At 63.3% G+C, this 25,690-nt stretch carries 25 protein-coding genes; 17 read left to right on the forward strand and 8 right to left on the reverse strand.

All coding sequences use genetic code 11. The annotated features are described in order from the left end of the window. From WBQ96_RS11845 to WBQ96_RS11865, 5 genes are read left to right on the forward strand one after another with little or no spacing between them, the layout of a single operon-like run. Positions 1-297, forward strand: a complete 297-nt coding sequence (locus tag WBQ96_RS11845) for a type II toxin-antitoxin system RelE/ParE family toxin (protein WP_336550625.1) — start codon at positions 1-3, stop codon at positions 295-297. Beyond that, positions 298-1,179, forward strand: coding sequence for a branched-chain amino acid ABC transporter permease (locus WBQ96_RS11850; protein ID WP_336550624.1), 882 nt, complete (start codon positions 298-300; stop codon positions 1,177-1,179). Beyond that, positions 1,176-2,141, forward strand: coding sequence for a branched-chain amino acid ABC transporter permease (locus tag WBQ96_RS11855; RefSeq protein WP_336550623.1), 966 nt, complete (start codon positions 1,176-1,178; stop codon positions 2,139-2,141). The genes WBQ96_RS11850 and WBQ96_RS11855 overlap by 4 nt, the downstream gene beginning before the upstream one ends. Next, positions 2,138-2,866 carry an ABC transporter ATP-binding protein gene (locus tag WBQ96_RS11860; protein WP_336550622.1) on the forward strand — a complete coding sequence of 243 codons (729 nt, stop codon included), beginning with the start codon at positions 2,138-2,140 and terminating at the stop codon, positions 2,864-2,866. The genes WBQ96_RS11855 and WBQ96_RS11860 overlap by 4 nt, the downstream gene beginning before the upstream one ends. Continuing rightward, positions 2,863-3,570, forward strand: coding sequence for an ABC transporter ATP-binding protein (locus WBQ96_RS11865; protein WP_336550621.1), 708 nt, complete (start codon positions 2,863-2,865; stop codon positions 3,568-3,570). The genes WBQ96_RS11860 and WBQ96_RS11865 overlap by 4 nt, the downstream gene beginning before the upstream one ends. A gap of 37 nt (positions 3,571-3,607) precedes the next feature. On the opposite strand, the gene rpe is transcribed toward WBQ96_RS11865, so the two are convergent. Together rpe and WBQ96_RS11875 are read right to left on the reverse strand one after the other, a co-directional pair. Continuing rightward, on the reverse strand, positions 3,608-4,282 hold the full coding sequence (gene rpe / locus WBQ96_RS11870) for a ribulose-phosphate 3-epimerase (RefSeq protein WP_336550620.1): 675 nt from the start codon (positions 4,280-4,282) through the stop codon (positions 3,608-3,610). A 78-nt stretch (positions 4,283-4,360) separates the two neighbouring features. Then, the gene (locus tag WBQ96_RS11875; RefSeq protein WP_336550619.1) at positions 4,361-5,383 is read right to left on the reverse strand and encodes a substrate-binding domain-containing protein; all 1,023 of its coding nucleotides are present in this window, start codon (positions 5,381-5,383) and stop codon (positions 4,361-4,363) included. Positions 5,384-5,738: 355 nt separating this feature from the next. On the opposite strand from WBQ96_RS11875, the gene WBQ96_RS11880 reads away from it, so the two are divergent. From WBQ96_RS11880 to WBQ96_RS11900, 5 genes are all read left to right on the forward strand, one after another. Beyond that, positions 5,739-7,094 (forward strand): ABC transporter substrate-binding protein, encoded by a 1,356-nt coding sequence (locus tag WBQ96_RS11880; RefSeq protein WP_336550618.1) that lies wholly within the window; start codon positions 5,739-5,741, stop codon positions 7,092-7,094. Between the two features lie 99 nt (positions 7,095-7,193). Then, positions 7,194-8,207 (forward strand): carbohydrate ABC transporter permease, encoded by a 1,014-nt coding sequence (locus WBQ96_RS11885; protein WP_336550617.1) that lies wholly within the window; start codon positions 7,194-7,196, stop codon positions 8,205-8,207. A gap of 1 nt (position 8,208) precedes the next feature. Further along, positions 8,209-9,363 carry a carbohydrate ABC transporter permease gene (locus WBQ96_RS11890; RefSeq protein WP_336550616.1) on the forward strand — a complete coding sequence of 385 codons (1,155 nt, stop codon included), beginning with the start codon at positions 8,209-8,211 and terminating at the stop codon, positions 9,361-9,363. Between the two features lie 6 nt (positions 9,364-9,369). Continuing rightward, the gene (gene bglA / locus WBQ96_RS11895; protein ID WP_336550615.1) at positions 9,370-11,034 is read left to right on the forward strand and encodes a beta-galactosidase BglA; all 1,665 of its coding nucleotides are present in this window, start codon (positions 9,370-9,372) and stop codon (positions 11,032-11,034) included. Between the two features lie 30 nt (positions 11,035-11,064). Then, positions 11,065-12,177 carry an ABC transporter ATP-binding protein gene (locus WBQ96_RS11900; protein WP_336550614.1) on the forward strand — a complete coding sequence of 371 codons (1,113 nt, stop codon included), beginning with the start codon at positions 11,065-11,067 and terminating at the stop codon, positions 12,175-12,177. Positions 12,178-12,255: 78 nt separating this feature from the next. Here WBQ96_RS11900 and WBQ96_RS11905 read toward each other — a convergent pair whose 3' ends face one another. The 5 genes from WBQ96_RS11905 to pncA form a co-directional block, all read right to left on the reverse strand. Next, a complete protein-coding gene (locus WBQ96_RS11905) occupies positions 12,256-13,107 on the reverse strand; it encodes a metal ABC transporter permease (protein WP_336550613.1) in 852 nt (283 codons plus the stop codon). After that, a complete protein-coding gene (locus WBQ96_RS11910) occupies positions 13,104-13,964 on the reverse strand; it encodes a metal ABC transporter permease (protein ID WP_336550612.1) in 861 nt (286 codons plus the stop codon). Before WBQ96_RS11910 ends, WBQ96_RS11905 begins: the two co-directional genes overlap by 4 nt. Further along, positions 13,961-14,878 (reverse strand): manganese/iron ABC transporter ATP-binding protein, encoded by a 918-nt coding sequence (locus WBQ96_RS11915; protein WP_336550611.1) that lies wholly within the window; start codon positions 14,876-14,878, stop codon positions 13,961-13,963. Before WBQ96_RS11915 ends, WBQ96_RS11910 begins: the two co-directional genes overlap by 4 nt. After that, the gene (locus tag WBQ96_RS11920; protein WP_336550648.1) at positions 14,875-15,687 is read right to left on the reverse strand and encodes a metal ABC transporter substrate-binding protein; all 813 of its coding nucleotides are present in this window, start codon (positions 15,685-15,687) and stop codon (positions 14,875-14,877) included. Before WBQ96_RS11920 ends, WBQ96_RS11915 begins: the two co-directional genes overlap by 4 nt. A gap of 389 nt (positions 15,688-16,076) precedes the next feature. After that, entirely contained in the window at positions 16,077-16,676 is a 600-nt protein-coding gene (gene pncA, locus WBQ96_RS11925; protein WP_336550610.1) for a bifunctional nicotinamidase/pyrazinamidase, read from the reverse strand. A gap of 195 nt (positions 16,677-16,871) precedes the next feature. On the opposite strand from pncA, the gene WBQ96_RS11930 reads away from it, so the two are divergent. The 7 genes from WBQ96_RS11930 to WBQ96_RS11960 all read left to right on the forward strand — a co-directional run bounded on the left by WBQ96_RS11930 (position 16,872) and on the right by WBQ96_RS11960 (position 24,900). After that, positions 16,872-17,732, forward strand: a complete 861-nt coding sequence (locus tag WBQ96_RS11930; RefSeq protein WP_336550609.1) for an FAD binding domain-containing protein — start codon at positions 16,872-16,874, stop codon at positions 17,730-17,732. Continuing rightward, on the forward strand, positions 17,729-20,713 hold the full coding sequence (locus WBQ96_RS11935; protein WP_336550608.1) for a molybdopterin-dependent oxidoreductase: 2,985 nt from the start codon (positions 17,729-17,731) through the stop codon (positions 20,711-20,713). The genes WBQ96_RS11930 and WBQ96_RS11935 overlap by 4 nt, the downstream gene beginning before the upstream one ends. Positions 20,714-20,894: 181 nt before the next feature. After that, positions 20,895-22,436 carry a 6-hydroxynicotinate reductase gene (locus WBQ96_RS11940; RefSeq protein WP_336550607.1) on the forward strand — a complete coding sequence of 514 codons (1,542 nt, stop codon included), beginning with the start codon at positions 20,895-20,897 and terminating at the stop codon, positions 22,434-22,436. Then, positions 22,433-23,377 (forward strand): UPF0280 family protein, encoded by a 945-nt coding sequence (locus tag WBQ96_RS11945; RefSeq protein ID WP_336550606.1) that lies wholly within the window; start codon positions 22,433-22,435, stop codon positions 23,375-23,377. Before WBQ96_RS11940 ends, WBQ96_RS11945 begins: the two co-directional genes overlap by 4 nt. Then, positions 23,370-23,954 (forward strand): amino acid synthesis family protein, encoded by a 585-nt coding sequence (locus tag WBQ96_RS11950; RefSeq protein ID WP_336550605.1) that lies wholly within the window; start codon positions 23,370-23,372, stop codon positions 23,952-23,954. Before WBQ96_RS11945 ends, WBQ96_RS11950 begins: the two co-directional genes overlap by 8 nt. After that, complete coding sequence (locus WBQ96_RS11955; protein ID WP_336550604.1) at positions 23,951-24,409, forward strand: MarR family winged helix-turn-helix transcriptional regulator; 459 nt, start codon at positions 23,951-23,953, stop codon at positions 24,407-24,409. The genes WBQ96_RS11950 and WBQ96_RS11955 overlap by 4 nt, the downstream gene beginning before the upstream one ends. Before the next feature lie 260 nt (positions 24,410-24,669). Further along, positions 24,670-24,900 (forward strand): hypothetical protein, encoded by a 231-nt coding sequence (locus WBQ96_RS11960; protein ID WP_165119146.1) that lies wholly within the window; start codon positions 24,670-24,672, stop codon positions 24,898-24,900. Positions 24,901-24,904: 4 nt separating this feature from the next. Here the strand turns inward: WBQ96_RS11960 and WBQ96_RS11965 are convergent, their stop codons facing one another. Further along, a complete protein-coding gene (locus WBQ96_RS11965; protein WP_336550603.1) occupies positions 24,905-25,669 on the reverse strand; it encodes an ABC transporter substrate-binding protein in 765 nt (254 codons plus the stop codon). Positions 25,670-25,690: the final 21 nt, after the last annotated feature.

A 25,690-nucleotide genomic window follows, 5' to 3' on the forward strand; every position in this document is an offset into this window, starting at 1 on the left:
GTGAAAGTCAGGTGGTCAACCGCCGCAAAACTAAATCTTGCCGAGATTGTTGATTTCATAGCCATTGATAACCCTCGTGCCGCGATACAAATGGACGAACTGCTGTCCGGCGCCACCGGCAGGCTCGCTGATTTTCCCAATTCCGGGCGGCCAGGCCTTCTTGCCGGCACACGTGAATTGCTTCCCCACAGAAGCTATCGGATCGTCTACGACTTTGATGCCGGGATGGTCCGTATTCTTGCGGTAGTCCACACCTCCCGCCAGTGGCCGCCGGTCGAACCCGAGGGCGATCACTGAATGGCTTTCGGACCCCACCTCCTCCTCGCCGCCCTCGAAGGCCTCGTCACGAGTGCCGTACTCGCCTTGATGGCGCTCGGGCTTTCGCTGGTGTTCGGTGTCATGCGCGTGGTCAATGTCGCCCATGGCGAGTTCTTCATGCTGGGTGCCGTGCTGGCCTGGTGGATCGCTTCGCTGGTCACCGGGCATCCGGCGATAGGCTTCCTTCTGGCGCTGGTCATCAGCCCGCTGATCGTCGGGGCCGTGGCGCTCGTGGCCGAACGGCTGGTGCTGCGCAGGCTCAACTACAATCCCGAAGCGACCATCGTTGCCACCATCGGCATGCTCTACATCATCCAGCAGCTTGCGCTGACCTTCTACGGTCCGCAGGCGCGGCCGGTCGATGCGCCGTTCACCTATCGCATCCTGTTCCCATGGTTCGGCTATTCCGGCTACAAGCTGTCGATCATAGCAACATCCATCGTGCTGCTAACGGCGACATGGTTCGTGCTGACGCGCACGAAAATCGGCCTCGTCATGCGCGCCACGCAATATGACAGCGAAACCGCGCAGGCCTTCGGCATTCCCGTCGACAAGGTCTATGCCGGCGTCTTCGCACTCGGCGCGATGCTGGCGGCGGTCGCCGCCGTACTGATCGTGCCGATCACCCAGGCCCATTATTTGATGGGCATGGACCCGCTTCTGCTCTCCTTCATCGTCGTCATCATCGGCGGCCTCGGCTCGCTGCGCGGCACCGTCGTCGCCGCAGTGCTGATCGGGCTTTCCGACGGCATCATCTCGGCCTTCTTCTCGCCGACGCTGGCCAAGATCATCGCCACGCTTCTGGTCGCCATGGTGCTGGTGTTTCGCCCGCAAGGCCTGTTCGGGACGGCCAGCCGATGACGGGAAACAACGCGTCGGCCAAGGTCTTCCTGCTGCACATCGCCGTCATCGGGATTCTGTTCGCGCTGAATTTCATCCTGCCCGAATATCACCATGGCGTGCTTGCGCGCGTCATGGTGCTTTCCGTCTTTGCCATGGGCTACAATATGCTGTTCGGCTATGCCGGCCTGCTCAGCCTTGGCCACGCCATGTTCTTCGCCGCCGGGCTCTATGGCGCGGGGCTGACCGCCTATCATTTCGGCTGGGCCATGCCGGCAGCCTTTGCCGCCGGGCTTGTCTCCGGCGCGGTGCTGTCGCTCGCCATCGGCCTGCTGGCGCTGCGCACCACCGGCGTCGCTTTCATGATCGTCACCATGATGTTCGCGCAGGTCTGCTATCTCCTGACCTTCTATTTCAGCGAATGGACGCGCGGCGACGACGGCCTCGTTCTCGGCCAGGAAACCCGCCGCCTCTTCATCGGCGACTTTTACCTAGACCTCACGCATCCTGCGACGCGCTACATGACGGCGCTTGCGCTGTTTTCCGTCGTGCTTCTGATAACGCTTTTCATCGTGCGTTCCGCCCATGGCCGCGTGCTGGTGGCCATCCGCGAAAACGAGGAGCGCACGAAGATGCTCGGTTACGACACCTTTGCCAACAAGCTGGTCGCAGTCATCGTCTCCGGCGTCATCTGCGCTTCGGCGGGTGCTGCCTATGCGTTGCTGTTCGGCTATGTCGGTTCCAGCTTCGCTTCGGTGCAGTATTCGATCCTGCCGCTGCTCTGGGTGCTTCTCGGCGGTGCCGCCACCACGCTCGGCCCCTTCGTCGGCACGCTGTTCATGTATTACGTCGTCGACATCACCTCCAGCTATACCTCGGCCTATCTGCTGATCGTCGGCGTCGCCCTCATCCTGCTGGTGCTCTATTTTCCCAAAGGCATTCTCGGCACCATCCGCGAACGCTGGATAAGGTGGCTGCCATGACGCCGCTGCTCACCACGCGCGATCTCAGGAAGAATTACGGCGGGCTGCGCGCCGTCGACGGCGTCGATTTCTCGCTGCTGCCCGGCGAGATCCGCGCCATCATCGGCCCCAACGGCGCCGGCAAGACGACCTTCGTCAGCCTCGTCTGCGGCCGGGTGATGCCGAGTTCCGGCACCATCGTCTTCGACGGCGACGATATCACCGACCTGCCGGCCTATCGGCGCGTCCGCCGCGGCATTGCCTATACGTTCCAGATCACCAGCGTGTTCGCCCATCTCAGCGCCTACGACAATGTCGCGCTGCCGATGCAGCGCACGCTGGCCGACGGCCGTTCACGCGCAAAACTCCATGCCGGCGTCATGACCGCGCTCGAGCGCACCGGTCTGGCCGATCGCGCTGACAGCCTCGCCGGCACCCTGTCCTACGGTCATCAACGGCTTCTCGAAGTCGCGATGGGGCTGGCGCTGAAACCGCGCCTGCTGATCCTCGACGAGCCGACACAGGGCCTTTCCGATGGCGAGATCGCCGGCTTCATGGATCTGGTTCGCGAAATCGCCCAGGACGCCACCGTGCTTTTGATCGAACACAATATGCAGGTGGTGATGGGTCTGGCCGACCGCATCACCGTCATGAATGCCGGCAGGATTCTTGCCGAGGGCACGCCGCAAGACATCCGCGCCAATGACGAGGTCCAGCGCGCCTATCTCGGAACGGAACCGGCATGAGCGACGCACTGACCATCTCCGGGCTCGACTGTTTTTATGGCGAAGTGCCGGTGCTGCACGGCCTGTCACTGACCCTGAAAAAGGGCGAAGTGCTGTGTCTCCTCGGCCGCAACGGCGCCGGCAAGACGACGACGCTCAAGGCGATCATGGGGCTGGTGCCGGCGCGTGCCGGCTCGATCAAGCTCGGCGAGCGCCAACTGACGACCCTTGCCGCCCATGACGTGCCCAAGGCGGGCGTCGCCTATGTGCCGCAGGGCCGGCGGTTGTTTGCCGAGATGACGGTGGCCGAAAACATCGAGATCGGCCTGATGACGCGCGCCAAGGGCAAGGCGACGCGCGACGCCGTACTCGACCTCTTCCCGCTGCTGCGCGACCGGCTCGGCCAGCGCTCCGGCACGCTGTCGGGCGGCGAGCAGCAGATGCTGGCCATGGCCCGCGCGCTCTGCCTGGAGCCCGACGTGCTGCTGCTCGACGAACCTACCGAGGGCCTGATGCCATCGATGATCGCCAAAATCCGCGAGACGGTGGCCAAGCTGCGCGAGCGCGGCGTCTCGACCATACTGGTCGAGCAGCGCGTCGACGCAGTGCTGTCGGTCGCCGACCGCGTGACGTTCATCGAGAACGGCCGCGCCCGCGAGACCGTCGGCGTCGAGGCCCTGCGCGCCGACCCGGCTTTTGTGCAGAGATATGTGGGGGTCGGATAGACTTGGGGGCGGCTTGCCGTCCCTTTGTGGGGGGAGATTAGACAGCCCCGTCAGCCGCCGTCCTTATCGCCTCGATATTCGCGCGGTAGGCCGCTTCCGCGCCGCCCTTGAAGATCGCAGCACCGGCCACCAACACATTCGCGCCGGCAGCCGTGACCAGCGGCGCGGTCTCTGCGCTGACGCCTCCGTCGATCTCGATGTCGATCGGACGGTCGCCGATCATTGCCTTGACCCGCTTCACTTTCTCGACCATCGCCGGAATAAAGGCCTGGCCGCCGAAGCCGGGATTGACCGTCATGATCAGGACGAGGTCGAGCCGGTCGAGTACATATTCGATGACGCTTTCTGGCGTCGACGGGTTCAGCGAAACGCCGGCCTTCTTGCCGAGATTGCGGATCGCCTGCAGCGAGCGGTCGAGATGCGGGCCTGCCTCGGCATGGACCGTGATGATGTCACAACCGGCGTCGGCAAAGGCGGCGAGATAGGGATCGGCCGGCGTTATCATCAGGTGGCAGTCGAACACCTTGTCGGTGCGATCTCGAATGGCCTTGATGACCGGTGCGCCGAAGGTGATGTTGGGCACGAAATGGCCGTCCATGACGTCGAGATGGATCCAGTCGGCACCGGCTGCCGCGACAGCCGCGACCTCGTCCCCAAGCTTTGAGAAGTCAGACGCCAGCACCGAAGGGGCGATCAGGGTTTTTGTGCGCATGCCGGGCCTTTCAGGGTCGTGAACAATTTCCTCGCCCCGTAAAGCCAAGCCTCGCGATTGTCGATAGAAGAAAGTCGCTTAAACGGGCGCGCCGGCGATCGAGCCGCGCACGACGAGATCGACCGGCCATATCTCGCCGCGTGCGCCGGTTTCCAGACCCGAAATCCGTGCTGCCAGCCGCTCAGCAATACGCTGGCCCGCCGCGCGGATCGAGGAACGCGTCGTCGACAGCGGCACGGAAAAGTTTTCCGGCTTCAGCCATGGAAAAACGTCGTCATGGGCGATCAGCGACAGGTCGCCGGGAATGGTGAGCTTGAGATCGCGCACCGCGCGCACCACGCCCAGCGCCATGATCAGGCTGGAGCAGACGATGCCTGTCGGCGCCTCACTCTGCTCAAGCAGGCTTCGGGCAGCGCGGTAGCCGTTTTCCTCCGTCATCGCCACCGATCGCAGCAAGACCGGCGGCAAGGCAATGCCACTCGCTGCCAGCGCCCGCCGCACGCCCCGCTCGCGGAAGATGGCAAAGGTCTGCGTGTCGTCGCCATTGATGAGAGCGACGCGCTTGTGGCCGAGCTGCACGAGAAGCCGCGTCGCTTCGTGAAAGGCTGCCTCATTGTCGATGTCGAGGTAGGGATAGTCGAAATCCAGCCCCTCGCTGCGCCCATGGACGATGAAGGGTATGCCGAGCTGATGAATGAGCGCGACCCGCTTGTCGCCATGGCATGGTGCCGAGACATAGACCGCATCGACCTGCTTGTTGGCGACGATGCGGCGATAGGTGGTTTCCTCGTCGCGGGCATCGGCCGGGCTTAGCACCAGGTCCAAATCATGCGCGCGGGCGTAGTCGCCGAGACCCGACAGGAATTCGACGAAATGCGGATCGATGTCGACGCTGGCACCCGTGGGCATGACGTAGCCGATCATGCCCGCCTTGCCGGTCGCCAGCCGGCGTGCGCTGGGGTTCGGGCGATAGCCGTGGCGCTTGGCGGCATCGGCCACACGCCGGCGCGTCTCCTCGCTGACCTCCGGATAGCCGTTGAGCGCCCGGCTGACCGTGGTCTGCGACAGGTCGAGCATAAGCGAGAGCTGCTTGAGGTTCACAGCCGCTTTATCCTCAAAGCGCTTTTAAACATCGGTATTTTCCTTTGCCCATACCCAAATCCGGAATTATCAGTTTAGGTGCAGAAAGCTCGTTTCAGAAGCGAAATTCGCTGTTGCGGCGCAAAAAACGATGATGCGACGCAACAAATTTGCAATTTAAATCGGTTTATGTAACATGATGCTTGACTCTGGCCCGCTTCGGCGGCGATGATAAAAGCAGCCAAAGCGCTTTGGAAGACTTTCGACCGGCATGGTCGGAAGTTGACGGTTCCGCAAGGCGGACGCGACCAGGGCGACATCGGCACGGCGAAATGGAGGTTTCGCCGATGACCTGTGACCACTGGGAGGAAAGTCGATGAGAAAGAGCCTTTTCATAGGCGTGGCGCTGGCAGCAGTGGCGCTCGGTGCGCCCGCTCAGGCGGAATTGAAATTCAAGCCGGGCGAGGACGCCCGTTTCCACTGGGCCGATTTCGAGACGTTGAAGAAAGTCGACCTCAAGGGCCAGACGCTCTCCATTTTCGGACCGTGGCGCGGTGAGGACGAGGCGCTGGTGCGCAGCGTGCTCGAATATTTCAGCGAAGCCACCGGCGTCGATCTCAAATACTCCTCGTCCGAGAATTATGAACAGCAGATCGTCATCGACACGCAGGCCGGCAGCCCGCCCGACATCGCCATCCTGCCGCAGCCGGGCCTGATCCAGGACCTGGCCTCCAAGGGCCTGCTGACGCCGCTCGGCGACGAGACGGCCGCCTGGGTCAAGGACAATTACGGCGCCGGCCAGTCATGGGTCGACCTCGGCACCTTCAAGGACAAGGACGGCAAGGCCGGCTATTTCGCCTTTCCCTACAAGGCCGACGTGAAGTCGCTGGTCTGGTATTCGCCGGACAATTTCGAGGAAGCCGGCTACGAAGTTCCGAAGACCCAGGAAGAACTGCAGGCTCTGTCGGAAAAAATCATTGCCGATGGCGGCACGCCATGGTGCATCGGCCTGGGCTCGGGCGGTGCGACCGGCTGGCCGGCGACCGACTGGGTCGAAGACATCATGCTGCGCACGCAGCCGCCGGAAACCTATGACAAATGGGTCAAGAACGAGATCCCGTTCAACGATCCGGCCGTAGTCGGCGCGCTCGATATCTTCGCCAAGATCGCCACCGACGACAAGATGGTCAGTGGCGGTGCGGCGGCAGTGTCCGCAACCGATTTCCGCGACAGCCCGAAGGGTCTCTTCTCGGTGCCGCCGAAATGCTACCTGCATCATCAGGCGTCGTTCATTCCCTCCTTCTTCCCGGAAGGCACGAAACTCGGCCAGGACGCGGACTTCTTCTACTATCCCACCTATGCCTCGAAGCCTGAACTCGGCACCCCGGTTCTCGGCGCCGGCACGCTGGCGATGATCACCAAGGACACCAAGGCCTCGCGTGCCTTCATCGAGTTCCTGAAGCTGCCGCTGGCGCATGAATTGTGGATGGCGCAAGGCAGCTTCGTCACGCCGCTCAAATCGGTCAACAACGACGCCTATGCCAGCGACGCCCTGAAGAAGCAGGGCGAAATCCTGTCGAGCGCCTCGACCTTCCGCTTCGATGGTTCGGACCTGATGCCCGGCAAGATCGGCGCCGGCGCCTTCTGGACCGGCATGATCGATCTGGTCGGCGGCAAGCCGGCAGCCGATGTCGCGGCAGACGTCCAGAAAAGCTGGGACGCGATCAAGTAGGGCCAACCAGGCCGCAAACAGGGTTCGGGCCGGCGGCCCGGATCCTTCCGGCGGCCTGCCCAAGGAAAATTATCGCAAGTCTGATCGGGGAACACTCCCATGACGGCACAGCTTCTCTCAGCGGTTTTTACCATCATCATCGGCGTCGGCGGCTGCGTCGTCTATTTCTGGACAGCAAACCGCCTCCTCGATGTTATCTTTCCCTCGCGCGGTGTGTCGGGCGCGGCTGCCATCGATAACCTTCGCCGGCAGGGCTATATCCGGCCATGGCTGTTCGTCGGCCCGGCGATGCTCATTCTCGCCGTCTACCTGATCTATCCGGTTGTCGCGACGCTGATCCTCTCCGTTCACGACCGCACCGGGCAGAACTTCGTCGGCATGGCCAATTACAGCTGGGCCTTCGGCGACCGGGAGTTCCTGCAGGCGATCTTCAACAACATCCTGTGGCTTGCCGTCGTACCCGCCGCCTGCACCTTCCTCGGCCTTATCATCGCGGTGCTCACCGACAAGATCTGGTGGGGCAACATCGCCAAGAGCCTGGTCTTCGCCCCGCTTGCCATCTCCTTCGTTGGCGCCAGCGTCATCTGGAAATTCGTCTACGAGTATCGCGGCGAGGGCCAGGCGCAGATCGGCATCCTCAATGCCATCGTCCAGTATTTCGGCGGCAATCCGCAGGTCTGGATATCGACGCCGTTCTGGAACAACTTCTTCCTGATGGTCATCCTGATCTGGATCCAGACAGGCTTTGCCATGGTCATCCTGTCATCGGCGCTGCGCGGCATTCCTGACGAGACCATCGAGGCGGCGACCATCGACGGCGCCAGCGGCTTCCAGATTTTCTGGAAGATCATGATCCCTCAGATATGGGGCACCATCGCCGTGGTGTGGACGACCATCACCATCCTCGTGCTGAAGGTCTTCGACATCGTCCTGACCATGACCAACGGCCAGTGGAATTCGAACACGCTGGCCAATCTGATGTTCGACTGGATGTTCCGTGGCGGCGGCGATTTTGGCCGCGGTGCGGCAATCGCCGTCATCATCATGCTGGCCGTCGTTCCGATCATGATCTGGAACATTCGTCAGGCAAATCGCGAAGGCGGAGGACACTGAGATGGCCAGCTCCACCGGAAAATCCTTCCTCGGCCGCTTCGGCGTCCACATTGCGGTTTTGATCTTCGTCGCGATCTGGACGATCCCGACGCTCGGCATCCTCGTCAGCTCGCTGCGCGACAAGAACCAGCTCGCAGTCACCGGCTGGTGGACGGCGCTGGTCACCTCCTCGCAGAACGATGATGGGCGGCTGGGCACTGCCGCCGACCAGGTCGAGAAGGACGGCAAGTTCCTGATCATGGGCAACCTGCTCAAGGCCGGGGATAACCGTACGATCAGCGCGTTCGGCATCAAATCGCAGGCCCCGACCGAGTTTGCCGCGGGCGCCGTTGCCGACCTCGGCGATGGCGTGACGCTCCAGGTCAATGACGACGGCTCCTACGTGCAATCCTCGCCGGTCGCCTTCGAGGGCGATCGCGGCCGCCGCATCTATTTCGCCTCCTCGATGCCGCCGCGCTTCACCACCGACAACTATCAAACGGTGCTGTTTTCGGAAGGCATCGGGCGCTCCTTCATCAACTCGCTGACGGTGACTATACCGGCCACCATCATCCCGATCCTGATCGCGGCCTTTGCGGCCTATGCGCTGGCCTGGATGCGCTTTCCCGGCCGTGCGCTGCTGATCGCCACCATCATCGGCCTGCTCGTCGTTCCGTTGCAGATGTCGCTGATCCCGCTGCTCAAGCTCTATAATGGCGTCGGCCTGTTCTTCGGCGTGCCGGCAAAAACCTATCTCGGCATCTGGCTGGCGCATACCGGCTTCGGCCTGCCCTTCGCCATCTACCTCCTCAGAAGCTACATCGCCGGCCTGCCGCGCGAGATCATGGAATCGGCGCGCATCGACGGCGCCAGCGATTTCGAGATCTTCATCAAGATCGTGCTGCCGCTGTCCTTCCCGGTGCTCGCTTCCTTCGCCATCTTCCAGTTCCTCTGGGTCTGGAACGACCTTCTGGTGGCGATGGTCTTCCTCGGCTCCGGCTCGGACCAACTCGTGCTGACCGGCAAGCTCAACGCCCTGCTCGGCTCGCGCGGCGGCAATTGGGAAATCCTCACCACCTCGGCTTTCGTCACCATTCTGGTGCCGCTGGCCGTGTTCTTCTCGCTTCAACGTTATTTCGTCCGCGGCCTGCTCGCGGGTTCTGTCAAAGGAGGCTGACCGCCCATGCATGCTGCACGCATAATCGAGCATCCTGAACCGGCGGTCGACCGCGACTGGTGGCGCGGCGCGGTGATCTACCAGATCTATCCGCGCAGCTACCAGGACTCGAACGGCGACGGCATCGGTGACCTGAAAGGCATCATCCAGCGCCTGCCCTATATCGCCGGGCTCGGCGTCGACGCGATCTGGATTTCGCCCTTCTTCAAGTCGCCGATGAAGGATTTCGGCTACGACGTGTCGGATTACTGCGATGTCGACCCGATGTTCGGTACGCTGGCCGATTTCGACGCGATGATTGCCGAGGCGCACCGGCTCGGCCTCAAGGTGATGATCGACCAGGTCATCTCGCACACTGCCGACGAGCACCCATGGTTCAGGGAAAGCCGCGCCTCGCGCACCAACCCCAAGGCCGACTGGTTCGTCTGGGCCGACGCCAAGCCCGACGGCACGCCACCGAACAACTGGCTGTCGATCTTCGGCGGCTCGGCCTGGCAGTGGGACGCGCGGCGTCTGCAATATTACCTGCACAATTTCCTGGCCGAGCAGCCGGATCTCAACTTCCATAACGTCGAGGTTCAGGACGCTGTGCTCGACGCCACCCGCTTCTGGCTGGAGCGCGGCGTCGACGGCTTCCGCCTCGACACGATCAACTTCTACTTCCACTCGGCCGGGCTGGAAGACAATCCGCCGCTGCCGAAGGAACAGCGCAACGATTCCATCGCACCGGCGGTGAACCCCTACAATTATCAGGACCATCTCTACGACAAGAGCCAGTCCGACAATCTCGGCTTCCTCGAACGTTTTCGCGCGCTGCTGGACGAGTATCCGGCTGCCGCCGCAGTCGGCGAAGTGGGCGATGCACAGCGCGGCCTCGACATCGTTGCCGCCTATACCGCCGGCGATAACCGCGTGCAGATGTGCTACGCCTTTGACTTCCTCGCACCGGAAAAGATCACCGCTGCCCGCGTGCGGACCGTGCTGGAAACATTCGGCGACGTCGCCAGTGACGGCTGGTCGTGCTGGGCCTTCTCCAACCACGACGTGATGCGCCATGCTTCGCGCTGGGGCGGGGGCGAGGCCGACCGCACCGCCTATCTGAAAGTGCTCTCGGCTCTGCTTATGTCGCTGCGCGGCTCGGTCTGCATCTATCAGGGCGAGGAGCTGGGCCTTGGCGAAGCCGATCTCGCTTTCGAGGATCTGCAGGACCCCTACGGCATCCGCTTCTGGCCTGAATTCAAGGGCCGCGACGGTTGCCGCACGCCGATGGTGTGGGACGGAAGTGCTGCCAATGGCGGGTTCTCGACCGCGAAGCCATGGCTGCCGGTGTCGAAGGACCATCTGCCGCTGTCGGTCAGTGCGCAGGAGGGTGACGAGGCTTCGCTGCTTGAGCACTACAGGCGCTTCCTCGACTTCCGCCGTACGCATCCCGCCTTAACCAAGGGCGATATTTCCTTCCTCGCGGCAGACGGTGACGCGGTCGCCTTTACCCGCCGCGAAGGCAACGAGGAAATTGTCTGCGCCTTCAATCTGGGCTCGGCGCCCGCGGTGATCGATCTCGGCGGGAACGGCACGGCGCAGCCGCTGTCGGGTCATGGATTTTCGGGAAATGCCGGCGCCGGCGCGATCCGGCTTGGAGCTTATGAAGCCTGGTTCGGGCGTCTCGCCTGATCGGGGAACAAAGGAAATCGGGAGGATATTATGGCCGATCTCACATTGACCAGCGTCAAGAAGGCATATGGCAACCTCAACATCCTGCACGGCATCGATCTCGACATAAAGTCCGGCGAGTTCATCGTCTTCGTCGGACCGTCGGGCTGCGGAAAGTCGACGCTTCTGCGCACCATCGCCGGGCTGGAAGAAATCACCGGCGGCACGCTTGAGATCGCCGGCGAGAAGGTCAACGACGTGCCGCCATCCAAGCGCGGCATCGCCATGGTGTTCCAGTCCTATGCGCTCTACCCGCATATGACCGTCTACGACAACATGGCTTTCAGCATGAGGATCGGCCGCGAGAACAAGACCGAGATCGACAAGCGCGTGCGCCAGGCAGCCGAAATCCTGCAGCTCACCAAATATCTCGAACGCCTGCCGAAGGCGCTCTCCGGCGGGCAGCGCCAGCGCGTCGCCATCGGCCGCGCCATCGTGCGCAATCCGAAGGTGTTCCTGTTCGACGAGCCGCTGTCCAACCTCGACGCCGCCCTGCGCGTCGCGACCCGCATCGAGATCGCCAAGCTCAAGGAGAGCATGCCGGAAACGACTATGATCTATGTCACCCACGATCAGGTCGAGGCGATGACGCTCGCCGATCGCATCGTTGTGCTGAAGGATGGCCGCATCGAGCAGGTCGGCTCGCCGATGGAGCTTTACCGCCATCCCGGCAACCTGTTCGTCGCCCAGTTCATCGGCTCGCCGGCGATGAACATCTTGCCGGCAACGATCGAGAAGACGGGCCAGCCGACGATCGTCAGTCATGTCGGCGGACACAATGTGACGGTTCCCGTGGCAACGCCGGCAGATGCCGCCGGCACCAAGGTCAGTTTCGGCGTGCGCCCGGAAGACCTCGACATCGCGACAGGCAAGGATTTTCTCTTCGAGGGCGTCGTCGATTACATCGAGCAGCTCGGCGAAGTGCAGATGGCCTATATCCAGGTCGGCCGCGTCACCGAACCGTTGGTGGCAAAGCTGCCCGGCAATGCCGAGATCCAGCGCGGCGCCGTCCTGCGGCTGACCGCCGATCCCGGCGACCTGCATATCTTCGACGCTGATGGACGCTCCTTCGCGCGCGACCGCCTGGCTGCGAAAGCGGCCTGATCCCAAGACGCGCATGACAACGGCGGGGTTTTGCCCCGCCGTTGTTATGTCAGAAAACTGGATTGTGCTGCGGATAGCTCATCCCGTTCCTGCATCCACCTGCCTGCGCTCGGCGCGGGCGATCTTCCAGCGCGAATAGATGAACGCCGCGATGAAGGCCATGCTCATCAGAAGCACGATGGTCGGCGCGGGTGCGCTGTCGATGAAGAAGCTGAGATAAACGCCGAAAAAAGATGCCGCCATCGCGATGATGATGGAGACGAGCATCATCCGCGAAAACCTGTCGGTCAGCAGGAAAGCGATGGCGCCCGGCGCGATCAGCATGGCGATGGCTAGGATGATGCCGACAGCCTTCAGCGCCCCGACGATGGTCAGCGACAGGATCGCCAGCAGCCCGTAATGCAGCAATCTCACCGGCAGGCCGATCGCCTGCGCATGCTGCGGGTCGAAAGCGTGCAGCAGCAGGTCGCGTCCGAATATGCCGATGGTGCCTACAGTAATCACCGCGATGATGCCGGTTTGCACGACATCGCCCCAGGTGACGCCGAGTATGTCGCCGAACAATATGTGGTCGAGGTGAACGTCGGTCTGGATCTTGGTGTAGAGCACGATGCCAAGGCCGAACATGCCGGAAAAGACGATGCCCATGACCGTGTCTTCCTTGACCCGGCTGTTCTCCTTCAGGAAGCCGGTGGCGAGCGCGCAGACCATGCCGGCGGCGAACGCCCCGATGGCGAGCGGGATGCCGGCGATATAGGCCAGCACCACGCCCGGCAGCACCGCATGGCTGATGGCATCGCCCATCAGCGACCAGCCCTTCAGCACCAGAAACGCCGACAGCATGGCCATGGGGATGGCAACGAGCACGGCGATAACGAAGGCCTGCTGCATGAAGGGGAATGCGAAGGGCATGAGAAGGGTTTCGGTCATACCCCCGCCTCCAGCGCTTCGCGCGCCTTGCGCCGCGCCGCCAGCATGCCGTGTTTGGGGGCAAAGACGAAGGCGGTGAGGAAGATCAGCGTCTGCAGCACGACGATGATGCCGCCGGTCGCGCCGTCGAGAAAATAGCTGGCATAGGCGCCGACGAAGCTCGTGGCAGCACCTATGGCAACGCTGGTGGCGATCAGCCGTGGAAACCGGTCGGTGAGCAGATAGGCCGTCGCACCGGGCGTCACCACCATGGCGATGACGAGGAATGCGCCGACCGTCTGCAAGGCAGCAACCGTAGAGGCCGAAAGCAGCGTGAAGAACAGCACCTTCAGCCAGTCCGGGTTGAGACCGATGGAGCGGGCATGGTTCTCGTCGAAAAAGGCGACCATCAGGTCCTTCCATTTCGCCAGCAGGATCGCGAGCGACACGCCGCCGATGATGACAAGCTGCAGCGTGTCGCCCGGCGTGATCGCGAGGATGTTGCCGAGCACGATGGTCTGGATGTTCACCGAGGCCGGCGACAGCGAGATCATGAACAGGCCGAGGCCGAAGAAGGAGGTGAAGATCAGGCCGATGATGGCGTCCTCCTTCAGCTTGGTGCGCTGGTTGAGGAACAGCATGGCCGCAGCCGCAAGCCCGCCGGACAGGAACGCGCCAAGTGCGAAGGGCAGGCCGAGCATATAGGCGCCGGCCACGCCCGGCACGATCGAGTGCGAGAGCGCGTCGCCGATCAGCGACCAGCCCTTCAGCATCAGATAGGCCGAGAGAAAGGCGCAGACGCCGCCAACAAGAGCCGACACCCACATCGCATTGACCATGTAGCCATAGCCGAAGGGTTCAAGCAGCGTCGCGATCATTTCTCCGCATCCGTCTTTTCGGGAACGGCGGCGTCGCGCGGGTCTTCGCCATCGCCATAGATGACGAAGGGGCGCTCGTCGTCGGTCAGCACCGTGACGCGGCGCTTGTCGGCATCGTCATGGAGATCGGCGCCGCCGAGGATGAACTGGCGCAGCACGCCGCCGAAGGTCTTTTCGAGATTGGCCTGCGTGAACACTTCCGCGGTCGGACCTGCGGCAAGCACGGTGCGGTTGATCAGCACGGCGCGGTCGCAGAAGCGCGGCACGCTGCCGAGATTGTGCGTGGAAACCAGCATCACCCGGCCTTCGTCGCGCAAGGCTTGCAACAGCGTGATGATCGCCTCCTCGGTGCGCACGTCGACACCGGTGAAGGGCTCGTCGAGCAGGATGATTTTTCCTTCCTGCGCCAGTGCGCGGGCGAGGAAGACGCGCTTCTTCTGGCCACCGGAAAGCTCTCCGATCTGGCGCTTGCGGTAGTCGCTCATGCCGACCCGCGCCAGCGCCTCGTCAACGGCCTGCCGGTCGACCGGCCGCGTCATACGCAAAAAGTTCATGTGGCCGTAGCGGCCCATCATCACGACATCCTCGACCAGAACCGGAAAGTTCCAGTCGACATCCTCGCTCTGCGGCACATAGGCAACGGCATTGCGTTTCAAGGCGTAGGCTGCCGGCTCGCCGAAAATCTCGACCGTGCCGGCGGCCAGCGGCACGAAGCCCATGATCGACTTGAAAAGCGTCGACTTGCCGCTGCCATTGACCCCGACCAGCGCCGTAATGGTGCCGGTCGGGATGGCGAAGCTCGCATTGCGCAGGGCGGTTTGGCCGTTGCGGTAGGTGACGGTGATGTTGTCGACGCGAAGCCCGCTGCTGTCTTCTGTCCCGCTGGCTGGGTTCGCCCTGGCTAAAGCATTCATTTCACGAGTGCTTTCGTGATCGTCTCGGTGGTGACGCGCAGAAGGTCGAGATAGGTCGGCACCGGGCCGTCTTCGTTGCTCAGCGAGTCGACATAGAGCACGCCGCCATATTTGGCGCCGGTCTCGCGGGCGACCTGCTCGGCGGGCGAGGCCGAGATGGTGCTTTCGGAAAACACCGCCGGAATGTTGTTGGCGCGCACGGCGTCGATGACCTTGCGAACCTGCTGCGGCGTGCCCTGCTGGTCGGCATTGATCGGCCAGAGATAAAGCTCCTTCAGGCCGAAGTCGCGGGCGAGGTAGGAAAACGCGCCCTCGCTGGTGACGAGCCAGCGGCGGTCTTCCGGAATGCTGGCGATCTCGGCGCGGATCGGCTCGACGGTCGCCTTTATCTTGTCCGAATAGGCGGCGGCGTTCTTCGCGTAGGCCTCGGCATTGTCCGGGTCCTGCGCGGCAAATGCCTTGCGGATGTTCTCGACATAGATCAGCGTCGCATCAGGAGACATCCAAGCATGCGGGTTCGGCTTGCCGGTGTAGGGGCCCTCGGCGATGCCCATCGGCTCGACGCCTTCCGAAACCACGACGCTCGGCACTTCGCTCAGATTGGCGAAGAATTTTTCGAACCAGAGTTCGAGATTGAGGCCGTTCCACAGGATCAGGTCGGCCTTCTGCGCCTTGATCATGTCGCCGGGGGTCGGCTGGTAGTTGTGAATCTCGGCATCGGGCTTGGTAATGGATTCGACGGTCGCGGCATCTCCGGCAACGTTGCGGGCGATATCGGCAATGACGGTGAAGGTGGTGACGACATTCATCTTGTCGGCGGCCTGGGCGGTGCTAGCGGAGATAGCCGCAAGAACCGTGAGAGATAGTGAAACAAGAAACGCTCGAATGCCTGTCATGAAAAATCCTGTCGGGTGGAGTTTGGGCGCGCGGAAGCCCCGGCCCTTATGTCTGGAGATAAAGCACCGTTGCGCAGGTGTCAATGCAATTGCAAATCGTTTGCAAGAAGAGTGCGCGATGACAGGCGTCACGCTCCCCCTTGAGGGCATTGCTTACATCCAACTGTTTTGGGATTCTTCTGATGCCTGTCGCGAAGGGATGGAATGTCCACGTCGCCGGAGCCGGGATTTGCGCAAGACCGGTCGTAAGGATGGAGCGCAACGCTATTGCTGCCGCTGATATGGGCAAAGCGCGCCAGCGCTCAAACCAGCTTCACCCCGGCATCCCGCATCTTCCCCGTCATGAGCTCCAGCGTGCCGCCGAGATCGATGGCGCGGCAAGCATCCAGCCGCACGGTCGTGTCGAACCCCAGCTTCACCGCATCCAGCGCCGAATAGGCCACGCAGAAGTCGGTCGCCAAGCCGACCAGCGTAATGCTGCCGATGCCGCGTTCCTTCAGATAGCCGCCGAGGCCGGTGGGTGTCTTATGGTCGTTCTCGAAAAACGCCGAATAGCTGTCGATCGTCTTGCGGAACCCCTTGCGGATGACGATCTCGGCCCTGGTCCATTCCAGCGCCCCGTGGAACGCCGCGCCGACCGTGCCCTGCATGCAGTGGTCCGGCCACAGCGTCTGGTCACCATAGGGCATTTTCGTTGTCTCGAAGGGCTGATTGCCGGGATGCTGCGAAGCGAAGCTCGAATGGCCGGCGGGATGCCAGTCCTGCGTCAGCACGACATGCTCGAACCGGCCGATCATCTCGTTGATCAGCGGCACGATCTCGTCGCCGCCTGCCACCGCCAGACTGCCGCCCGGGCAAAAATCGTTCTGCACGTCGATGACGACAAGCGCTTCTTCCTTCATGTGACCTCCGGTCCGAAAATGATCGCGCTGAGCGTTGGCCGGAAGCAGCCGCCACGTCAACCGGCATTGTGCCGAAAGCTGAAATTCTGGGCGTGGGACGGCGGCGGGCAAACTCCGCTTTGACAATTTCCGCGACCTTGATATCATTTGCATGCGAATGAATTTTCGAGCGCCGGCCATGCCGGGAGGCATTGCGTGATCCGTTACGCGAAACCCAAAAATGTCGATGAGGCGCTGGCGCTGCTTAGCGATGGGCCATGGCGCATTCTGGCCGGCGGCACGGACTTTTACCCGGCGCTCGGCAACAGGCCGCTCAGCGAAAATGTTCTTGATATCAATGGGCTATCCGAGCTTCGCGGCATAGCAGAGGTTGGCTCGCATATCGTCGTCGGCGCGCGCACGACCTGGACCGATATCATTCGACGCGACCTGCCCGCCGCCTTTGACGGGCTGAAGCTTGCGGCACGCGAAGTCGGCTCGGTGCAGATCCAGAACCGTGCATCCATCGCCGGCAATCTGTGCAACGCCTCGCCGGCCGCCGATGGCGTGCCGCCATTGCTCACGCTGGGTGCGGAAGTCGAACTGCGCTCAGCCAGTTTAACGCGCCACCTGCCGCTCGAAGACTTCGTTCTCGGTAACCGCCGCACTGCCTTGCAGCCGGGCGAGATGGTGACGGCGATCCGCATCCCGAAATCCGCGACTGCCGGCACCAGCGCCTTCGTAAAACTCGGCGCGCGCCGTTATCTCGTCATCTCCATCGCCATGGCCGCCGCCCGCATCGTCGTGGAAGACGGCATCGTCGCGGAAGCTTCCGTGGCGGTCGGCTCCTGCTCGCTCGTCGCCAAACGGCTGGCCGGCCTTGAAGCCGCCTTGCGCGGCCTGCCCATTGGCTCAGCGCTGGCGGAGACGGTCGCTGCCACATCGCTCCCCGAACTCGCTCCCATCGACGACGTGCGCGGCACCGCCGAGTACCGGCACGAGGCGGCGCGCGAGATCGTTGTCCGCGCCGTGCTTGCGGCTGCCGGCGCCCAACCAGCGGCGAAGGTGGCGGCATGAGCGCGGAGCACATCGACATCACCTTCGAGGTCAATGGCGCGGCCGTTTCCGTCTCGGCACCGCCGGTCCAGCGACTGTCCGCGCTGCTGCGCGACGACTTGCACCTCACAGGCACCAAGGTCGGCTGCGACGCCGGCGATTGCGGCGCCTGCACGGTGCTCATCGACGGCGAACCAGCCTGCGCCTGCCTCGTGCCGGCAGCGTCGGTTGCGGGCGCGTCCGTGCGAACCGTGGAAGGGCTAGCAAACGGAAAGCTCTCGGCGCTGCAGGCATCGTTCCTCGAACATGGCGCGGCCCAATGCGGCATCTGCACGCCGGCGCTGCTGGTGGCGGGTACGGCGCTGCTGGACAGGAACCCGCACCCGAGCGAGATTGAGGTGCAGGACGCGCTTGGCGGTATTCTTTGCCGCTGTACCGGGTATCGGAAGATTGTGGCGGCGGTTATGGGGGCTGCGCGGCTCATGCCTGCGTCGCTTGATCCTGAGACACCCCCCTCTGTCCTGCCGGCCATCTCCCCCGCAAGGGGGGAGATTACTCGGTCATCGGCCTCTTCGCCAATCTTCGACATTGCAGGAGGGGGTGAAACCGCAGAACTGCCGATCTCCCCCCTTGCGGGGGAGATGGCCGGCAGGCCAAAGGGGGGTAGTGCACGGAGCGCGCCATCGCAGAAGGCTACTGCAGACATTGCGCTTCCGCGCACCCTCGACCGCCGCCTCCCCGAAACCGGCCACGCCGTCGGCTCCTCCCCCGTCCGCCTCGATGGCATCCCCAAGGTAACCGGCGCCGAAAAATTCGGCGGCGACAGCTTTCCCTCCGATGCGCTGTATGTCGCCGTCATCCGTTCGCCGCATTATCACGCGGCTTTCGCCTTCGGCGATCTCGACGCCTACAAGACTGAAAACTCCGGCATCGTCGGCGTCTTCACCGCCGCCGACATTCCGGGAAAAAACTGTTTCGGCGTTATCCCACCCTTTGCCGACCAGCCCGCGCTGGCCGAGAACGCCACGCGCTTTCGCGGCGAGGCGGTGGCGCTGGTCGCCGGCGAACGCGAAGCGATCGCCTCGCTCGACCTGACGAAATTCCCGATCACCTGGACCGAACTGCCCCATATGCTTCAGCCCTGCGAAGCGCAGGCGGCAGACGCACACTTGATCCATTCGAACCGCGAGCACAATCTGCTGACGCAAGGTTTTGTCGAGCGCGGCGACCCGGAAGCTGCACTCGCCAAGGCAGCCCACACCGTGTCCGGCGAGATCGAGACCTCCTTCGTCGAGCACGCCTATATCGAGCCGGAGGCCGGTTTCGCCTACATGGACGGCGACACGCTCGTCGTCACCGCCTGCACGCAGGCGCCCTATATGGACCGCGACGACACGGCGAAAGTGCTCGGCCTCGCGCCGGAAAAAGTGCGCATCGTGCCGACCGCGACCGGCGGCGGTTTCGGCTCCAAACTGGACGTGTCGCTGCAGCCGCTGATCGGCCTCGTCGTGATGAAGACCGGCCGGCCGGCAGCCCTTGCCTACAGCCGCAACGAATCCATGATGTCGACCACGAAACGCCATCCCGCCTTGATGAAGGCGACCATCGGCACGGACGCCGATGGCCGCGTCACCGGCATGGTGTTTTCCGGCGATTTCAACACCGGCGCCTATGCGAGCTGGGGGCCGACGGTGGCCAACCGGGTGCCGGTGCACGCCTCCGGCCCCTATGCCACGCCGAACTATCGCGCGCTCGGCCGCGCCATCCACACCAACGGCCCGATCGCCGGCGCGTTTCGCGGTTTCGGCGTGCCGCAGGCGACCATCATGCAGGAGACGCTATACGACGCGCTCGCCGAAAAGCTTGGCATGGACCGGCTGGATTTCCGCTTGAAAAACGCACTTCGGAACGGATCCGAAACAGTGACCGGGCAGGTTCTTAAGGCCGGCGTCGGCATAGCCGACTGCCTGGAAGCTCTCCAGCCGCATTGGGCGCGCGCGCTGGCCGACGCACAAGAGTTCAATGCCGGAAACGACACCAGGAAACGCGGCGTCGGCGTCGCTTCCTGCTGGTATGGCTGCGGCAACACTTCGCTGCCCAACCCCTCGACGATCAAGATCGGCATCTCCCCCGCCGGCAAGGTCGTGCTGCATCAGGGCGCGGTCGATATCGGCCAGGGCTCCAACACCGTGATTTCGCAGATCGCCGCCGACGCGCTTGGCGTGCCGCTGTCGCTGATCGTGCTGCGCAGCGCCGACACCGCGATCACGCCCGACGCCGGCAAAACCTCCGCCTCGCGCCAGACTTTCGTCTCGGGCAAGGCGGCGGAGAAGTCGGGCCGGAGCTTGCGTGAAAAGATCCTGCGCTTCGCCAATGTTTCCGAGCGCGCAACGCTGCAATTCGATGGCGCAACACTCGTCATCCGCGAGGGCGAGGCCACCCGCCGCATCGATCTCGCCGGACTTGCTGTGGACGCTGACGGTTTCGTCTTCGGCGCGCAGGAGACCTACGATCCGCCGACGCTCCCACTGGACGAAAAAGGCCAGGGCACGCCCTACGCTCAATACGGCTACGGCGCGCAGATCGCCGAGCTTGAAGTCGACCTCAAGCTCGGCACGGTGAAGCTGATAAAGATCACCGCAGCACATGATGTCGGCCGCGCCATCAACCCGCTGCTCGTCGAGGGCCAGATAGAGGGCGGCATAGCCCAGGGCATCGGCATGGCATTGATGGAAGAATACATCCCCGGCCGCACCGAGAACCTGCACGACTACCTCATCCCGACCATCGGCGACGTGCCGCCGATCGAAACCATTCTGGTGGAGGTTCCGGACCCGGAAGGACCCTTCGGCGCCAAGGGTTTGGGTGAGCATGTGCTGATCCCCACCGCGCCGGCGATCCTCAATGCAATACGCCACGCCACCGGCGTTCTGGTGACCAAGGTGCCGGCGACGCCGAGCCGGATACGCGCGGCGATTCGGGAGGCAGAGGCCGAGACATGAAAGTCTTATCCAACCGCTGCGATGCACCCCCACCCCTAACCCCTCCCCACAAGGGGGAGGGGAATATCGAGGCCGATCTCACTCGTGATCTGCTGGCAGCCGGCAGCCCAACAAAGTCCCCCTCCCCCTTGTGGGGAGGGGCTAGGGGTGGGGGTCTATCGACAATCGGGAACATCGCGCCATGAGCGAGCTTGCCGAACGCTTCGACACCCATGATCCCGGCGAAAAGCAGGTGGCGGAAAAGATCCGCTGCGATGCCTGCCCGGTCATGTGCTACATCGCCGAGGGCCGCACCGGCGCGTGTGACCGCTACGGCAATACAGGCGGGCGCATCGTGCGCTGCGACCCGTTGACCATCCTCGAGCACAGCGCCGGGACCGGCGGCGCGGTGGTGCCCTTTGCTGGCGAAGGCGAAGAATGGAATGGCGAGCTGGTCAATAGCGGCCGCCGCTTCGTCACGGCGATCGGCGCAGGCACCACCTATCCAGACTACAAGCCTGCCCCCTTCATCGTCAGCCAGGAGGTCGAGGGCGTCGATCTGGTGACGGTCGTCACCGAGGGCATTTTTTCCTATTGCGGCGTCAAGATAAAGATCGACACCGACCGCTTCCTCGGCCCTGAAACGGCGATCGTGCGTGCAGAGGGCGAGGCGGTCGGCCATGTCACCACCGGCGAATATGGTTCGCAGATGCTGTCGCTCGGCGGCGTGCATCATCTGACCGGCGGCTCCAAATCCGAAGGCCGCGTCACCTGCGCGACCATGCTCGATCTTTGCAACCGCAAGCCGGTCGAGCTTTCCATAGACGGCGGCGCGACCGTCATTGTCGAGGCCGGCAAGGCGCCGGTCATCGACGGTCAGGTCGAGCATCGCATGCGCGTCGGCTGCGGCTCGGCCACCATCGGCATGTTTGCCACGCAGTGGCGCGGGCTGGTCGACGAGGTTGTGGTGGTCGACGACCACATCACCGGCGTCGTCTCCGAGCATCAGGCCGGCAAGGTGCTGGGCTGGGAGGACACGGGCATAAAAATCATCGGCCGGCGCTCGACGCCCGGCCGCTATTTCAAAGTCTCGGAGCCCGGCCTCGGCTGGGGCGGCACGACCATTTCCGACCCGCTGTCGATCCTCGGGGAGTGGAACCCGAAGAAGGGCGCGCGGCCCGGCCTGTCGCTGCTGATGGTCTCGACCACCGGCGAGCAGTTCGCCTATTTCGAGCTCGACAACGAACTGAAGCCGGTCGAAAAACCGTTTCCCGAGCGGCTGCGCAAATCCGTCGGGCTGATCGAGGACAATTGCGAGCCGGCGCTGTGCACGGTGCTGTTCGTCGGCGGGGCCGGCGGCTCCCTGCGCGCCGGTGTGGTTGAAAACCCGGTCAACCTCACCCGCTCGGTGCAGGGCCTGAAAACCTATGTCACGGTCGGCGGCGCGCCGGTCTATGTCTGGCCCGGCGGCGGCATCACGCTGATGGCCGATGTCATGCGCGTGCCGGAAAACGCCTTCGGCTATGTGCCGACGCCCGCCCTCGTCGCGCCGATCGAATTCACGCTGCGCCGCGACGACTATCTTCGCCTTGGCGGCTATGCCGACGAGATCCGCAGCGTGGACGATGTCCTCGCCAGGGGTGGCGAATATTTCAATGCCCGCGCCAGCAAAAATGCGCCGGCCGACAATCCATGGCCGCCGCTGGCACAACTGCGCCTCGCCGGCGAAAGCCCGGATCGATGAACGGCCCGCAGGCATCCTGGCTGGTGGACGGCAAGCGCCTTCACCTCAATCACGGTCCGATCGACCTGATCGTCGAGGCGTTTGGTGAGGCGGCCGAGGTGCGCGCCGCGTATGAACAGGCCGTCTCTCGGTTCCAGACGGTGCTGACCGAACTCGTCGCCGAACTGCCGGAGCTGCGCCGGCCTGCAAGCACACAGCCGCGCGCCTTTGCCAGCCCGGTAGCCCGGCGCATGGAGGCCGCCGTCAGCCGCCTTGCCGAGAAAAATTTCATCACGCCGATGGCCGCCGTCGCCGGCTCGGTGGCCGAGGAAATCCTTGCCGCGATGCTTGCGGGGCGGACATTACAAAAGGCCTATATCAACAATGGCGGCGACATTGCACTGCATCTCGCCCCGGGCGAAACGATGACGCTGGCCATCGCCGGTACCGGCCACGGCTTTGCCGACCGCATCACCGTTTGCGCAGAAGACGGGATAGGCGGCATCGCCACCTCCGGCTGGCGCGGGCGCAGCCATTCGCTCGGCATCGCCGATGCGGTGGCAGTGCTGGCGCGCACGGCCGCGGAGGCCGATGCGGCAGCGACGCTTATCGCCAATGCGGTCGACCTGCCGAGCCATGTTGCGATCGAGCGGCGGCCGGCGCGGGAGCTTGCTCCCGACAGCGATCTTGGCGGTCGGCTGGTGACGGTGGGTGTTGGGGTGCTGTCTGCGGTCGAAGTGGAGACGGCTCTCGGGCGCGGCCTTGATGTTGCGGAGGATTTTCGGCGACGTGGGCTGATAGAGGCCGCGGCGCTTTTTCTGGGTGGCGATAGTCGCCTCTGCGGGGAAGTTCATCCTGAAGTATCGACGCGCCACGTTGCCCCTCCCTACCCTGCCGGACGACCGCAAACACTGCCCGATCGCCACACCCGACAAACATCGAAAGACATCCACCATGCCTGAATTCCCGATCCGTAAGATCGCCATTCTGACCGAAGAGATTTTTCACGAGGGCGGCCCTGTCTCCCAGGAACCGCGCCGGCGCGTGGCCGGGTTGGCCGTCGTGAAAAACCCCTTCGCCGGCCGCTATGCCGAGGAACTGCAGAGCGCGATGGACGATTTGAAGCCGCTCGGCCTGCTCCTGACCGACAGGATGATCGAGGCGCTGGGCGGCGACATCAAGGCCATCGACGGCTACGGCAAGGGCGCCATCGTCGGCACCGCCGGCGAGATCGAGCATGGCGCGCTGTGGCATGTGCCGGGCGGCTATGCCATGCGCGAACGGCTCGGCCAGGCGAAGGCCATCGTGCCGTCGGCGATGAAGGTCGGTGCTTTCGGCTCTCGCCTCGACGTGCCGCTTGGCCACACCAACGCCGCCTATGTGCGCAGCCATTTCGACGCCATGGAGGTCGGCATCGCCGACGGCCCACGGCCGGACGAAATCCTGTTCTGCCTTGCCATGGCCTGCGGTCCGCGTATTCATAGCCGCATGGGCGGGCTTGAGGCCAAGGACATCAAGGTCTGGGACGGACAGCGATGACCGGGGAAGACAATCTGCTGAAGCTTGTCGAAGCCGACGAGACGGAAGGCGAATACCATCTGCAGGAGCAGGTCGGCTTCGTTCTGCGCAAGGCGCATCAGCGCCATGTCTCGATCTTCGCCTCGCATATCGGCGACCTGACGCCGCCGCAATTCGCGGCACTGGCCAAGCTGCATGATGTCGGCGAGACCTCGCAGAACCAGCTCGGCACGCTGATCGCCATGGATGCGGCGACAGTCAAGGGCGTCATCGACCGGCTGAAGGCGCGCGGGCTGGTCGAGCTTTCCAGGCACGAAGTCGACAAGCGCCGGCTGCTGGTCAGCCTGACGACGGAGGGCCGCACCTTGGTGGAGCGGCTGATACCTCTGGCCCAGAAGATCACCGAGGAAACGCTGGCGCCGCTGACCCCGAAGGAAATCGGCACCTTCCTGAAGCTGCTGGCCAAGATGGCGTGAGCCGCGTGCCACACGCGAAAGGCTGAGGCATACCCCAAAGATCGGAATCGATTTTTGAAAGTCTCGCGCCCAGATTAGAAATAGCTAATGCGCGGCATCCCCAGTTGGATATGTCGTTTCAATGCTCGCAGACCGCCCATGGCGCATGCGACATTTGCGTATGTTGCAGCGCAGTATTTTATGTTGCAGCGCAACAAAATCAGCGTAGGCTGAGTAAGAACCCTGGGAGGAGCAACCGTTTCACGGAAGGCGTGAAAAGCATGCTCCAGATCATGATCCTTGTCTGCTCAGTCAATGTTTCCCCGGTCGACTGCCAGATGGAAACCGCCCTCGACGTCATCAGCGGCCCGCAGACGGCCAGCGCCATTTCCTGCGGTATGCAGGGTCAGGCGCTGATCGCGTCGACCTCATTCGCCAGGCAGCGCCCCGGCGAATATGTGAAAATCAAATGCACGCATCTGAAGGGCATGAAGACGGCGCAGAAGATTTAGCCTTCTAGCCGCCGTAGACGTCGAAGGAAAAATACCGGTCGTTGATTTCCTTGTATTTGCCGTTGGCGCGCAGCGCGTCGATTGCGGCGTCCAGCTTTCCGGTCAATTCCTTGTTGCCCTTCTGCAGCGCGATGCCGACACCGGGGCCATGCACAGCCGGGTCGGGCGTCAGCGTGCCGAGCAGCTTGCAGCAGGCGCCGGCATCGGTCTTCAGCCATTCGGTCAGGATGATCGAGCCGTCCATCACCGCATCAACGCGGCCATTGGCCATGTCTGCGCGGGCATCATCGCCGGTCGGGTAGGACTTGACCTCGGAGCCGGCATATTCCTTCTCGGCGAAGTTGGCGTGAATGGTGGCGTTCTGCACGCCCAGCACCTTGCCTTTGAGGTCTTCCGGCGTGGCGCCTGTAAGCGGCGAATCCTTCGGCACGGCGATGGCCGGCGGCGTCTGGTAGTATTTGTGGGTGAAATCGACCTTCTCCGCCCGCTCCGGCGTGATGGTGATGTTGATGATGGCGTCGAATTTTCCGGCCTGAAGTGCGGGAATCGAACCGTCGAAATCCTGGACGACGAATTCGCATTCGACCTTCATTTCTTCGCAGAGCGCATTGCCGATATCTATATCGAAGCCGGCAAGCTTGCCGTCGGCGGTGGCGTAGTTGAAGGGCGGGTAGGCGCCCTCGGTGCCGAGCTTCAATTTTCCGCCTTCGGCGGCGGCAGAACCGAGCATGAGCGCAAAGGCGGAAGCAGCAAGCACAAGACAGCGCATTCTTGAATTCCCCTCATTATG

It is taken from the genome of Mesorhizobium sp. CCNWLY176 (assembly GCF_037153935.1).
In the GTDB taxonomy this organism is placed as follows: Bacteria; Pseudomonadota; Alphaproteobacteria; order Rhizobiales; family Rhizobiaceae; genus Mesorhizobium_M; species Mesorhizobium_M zhangyense.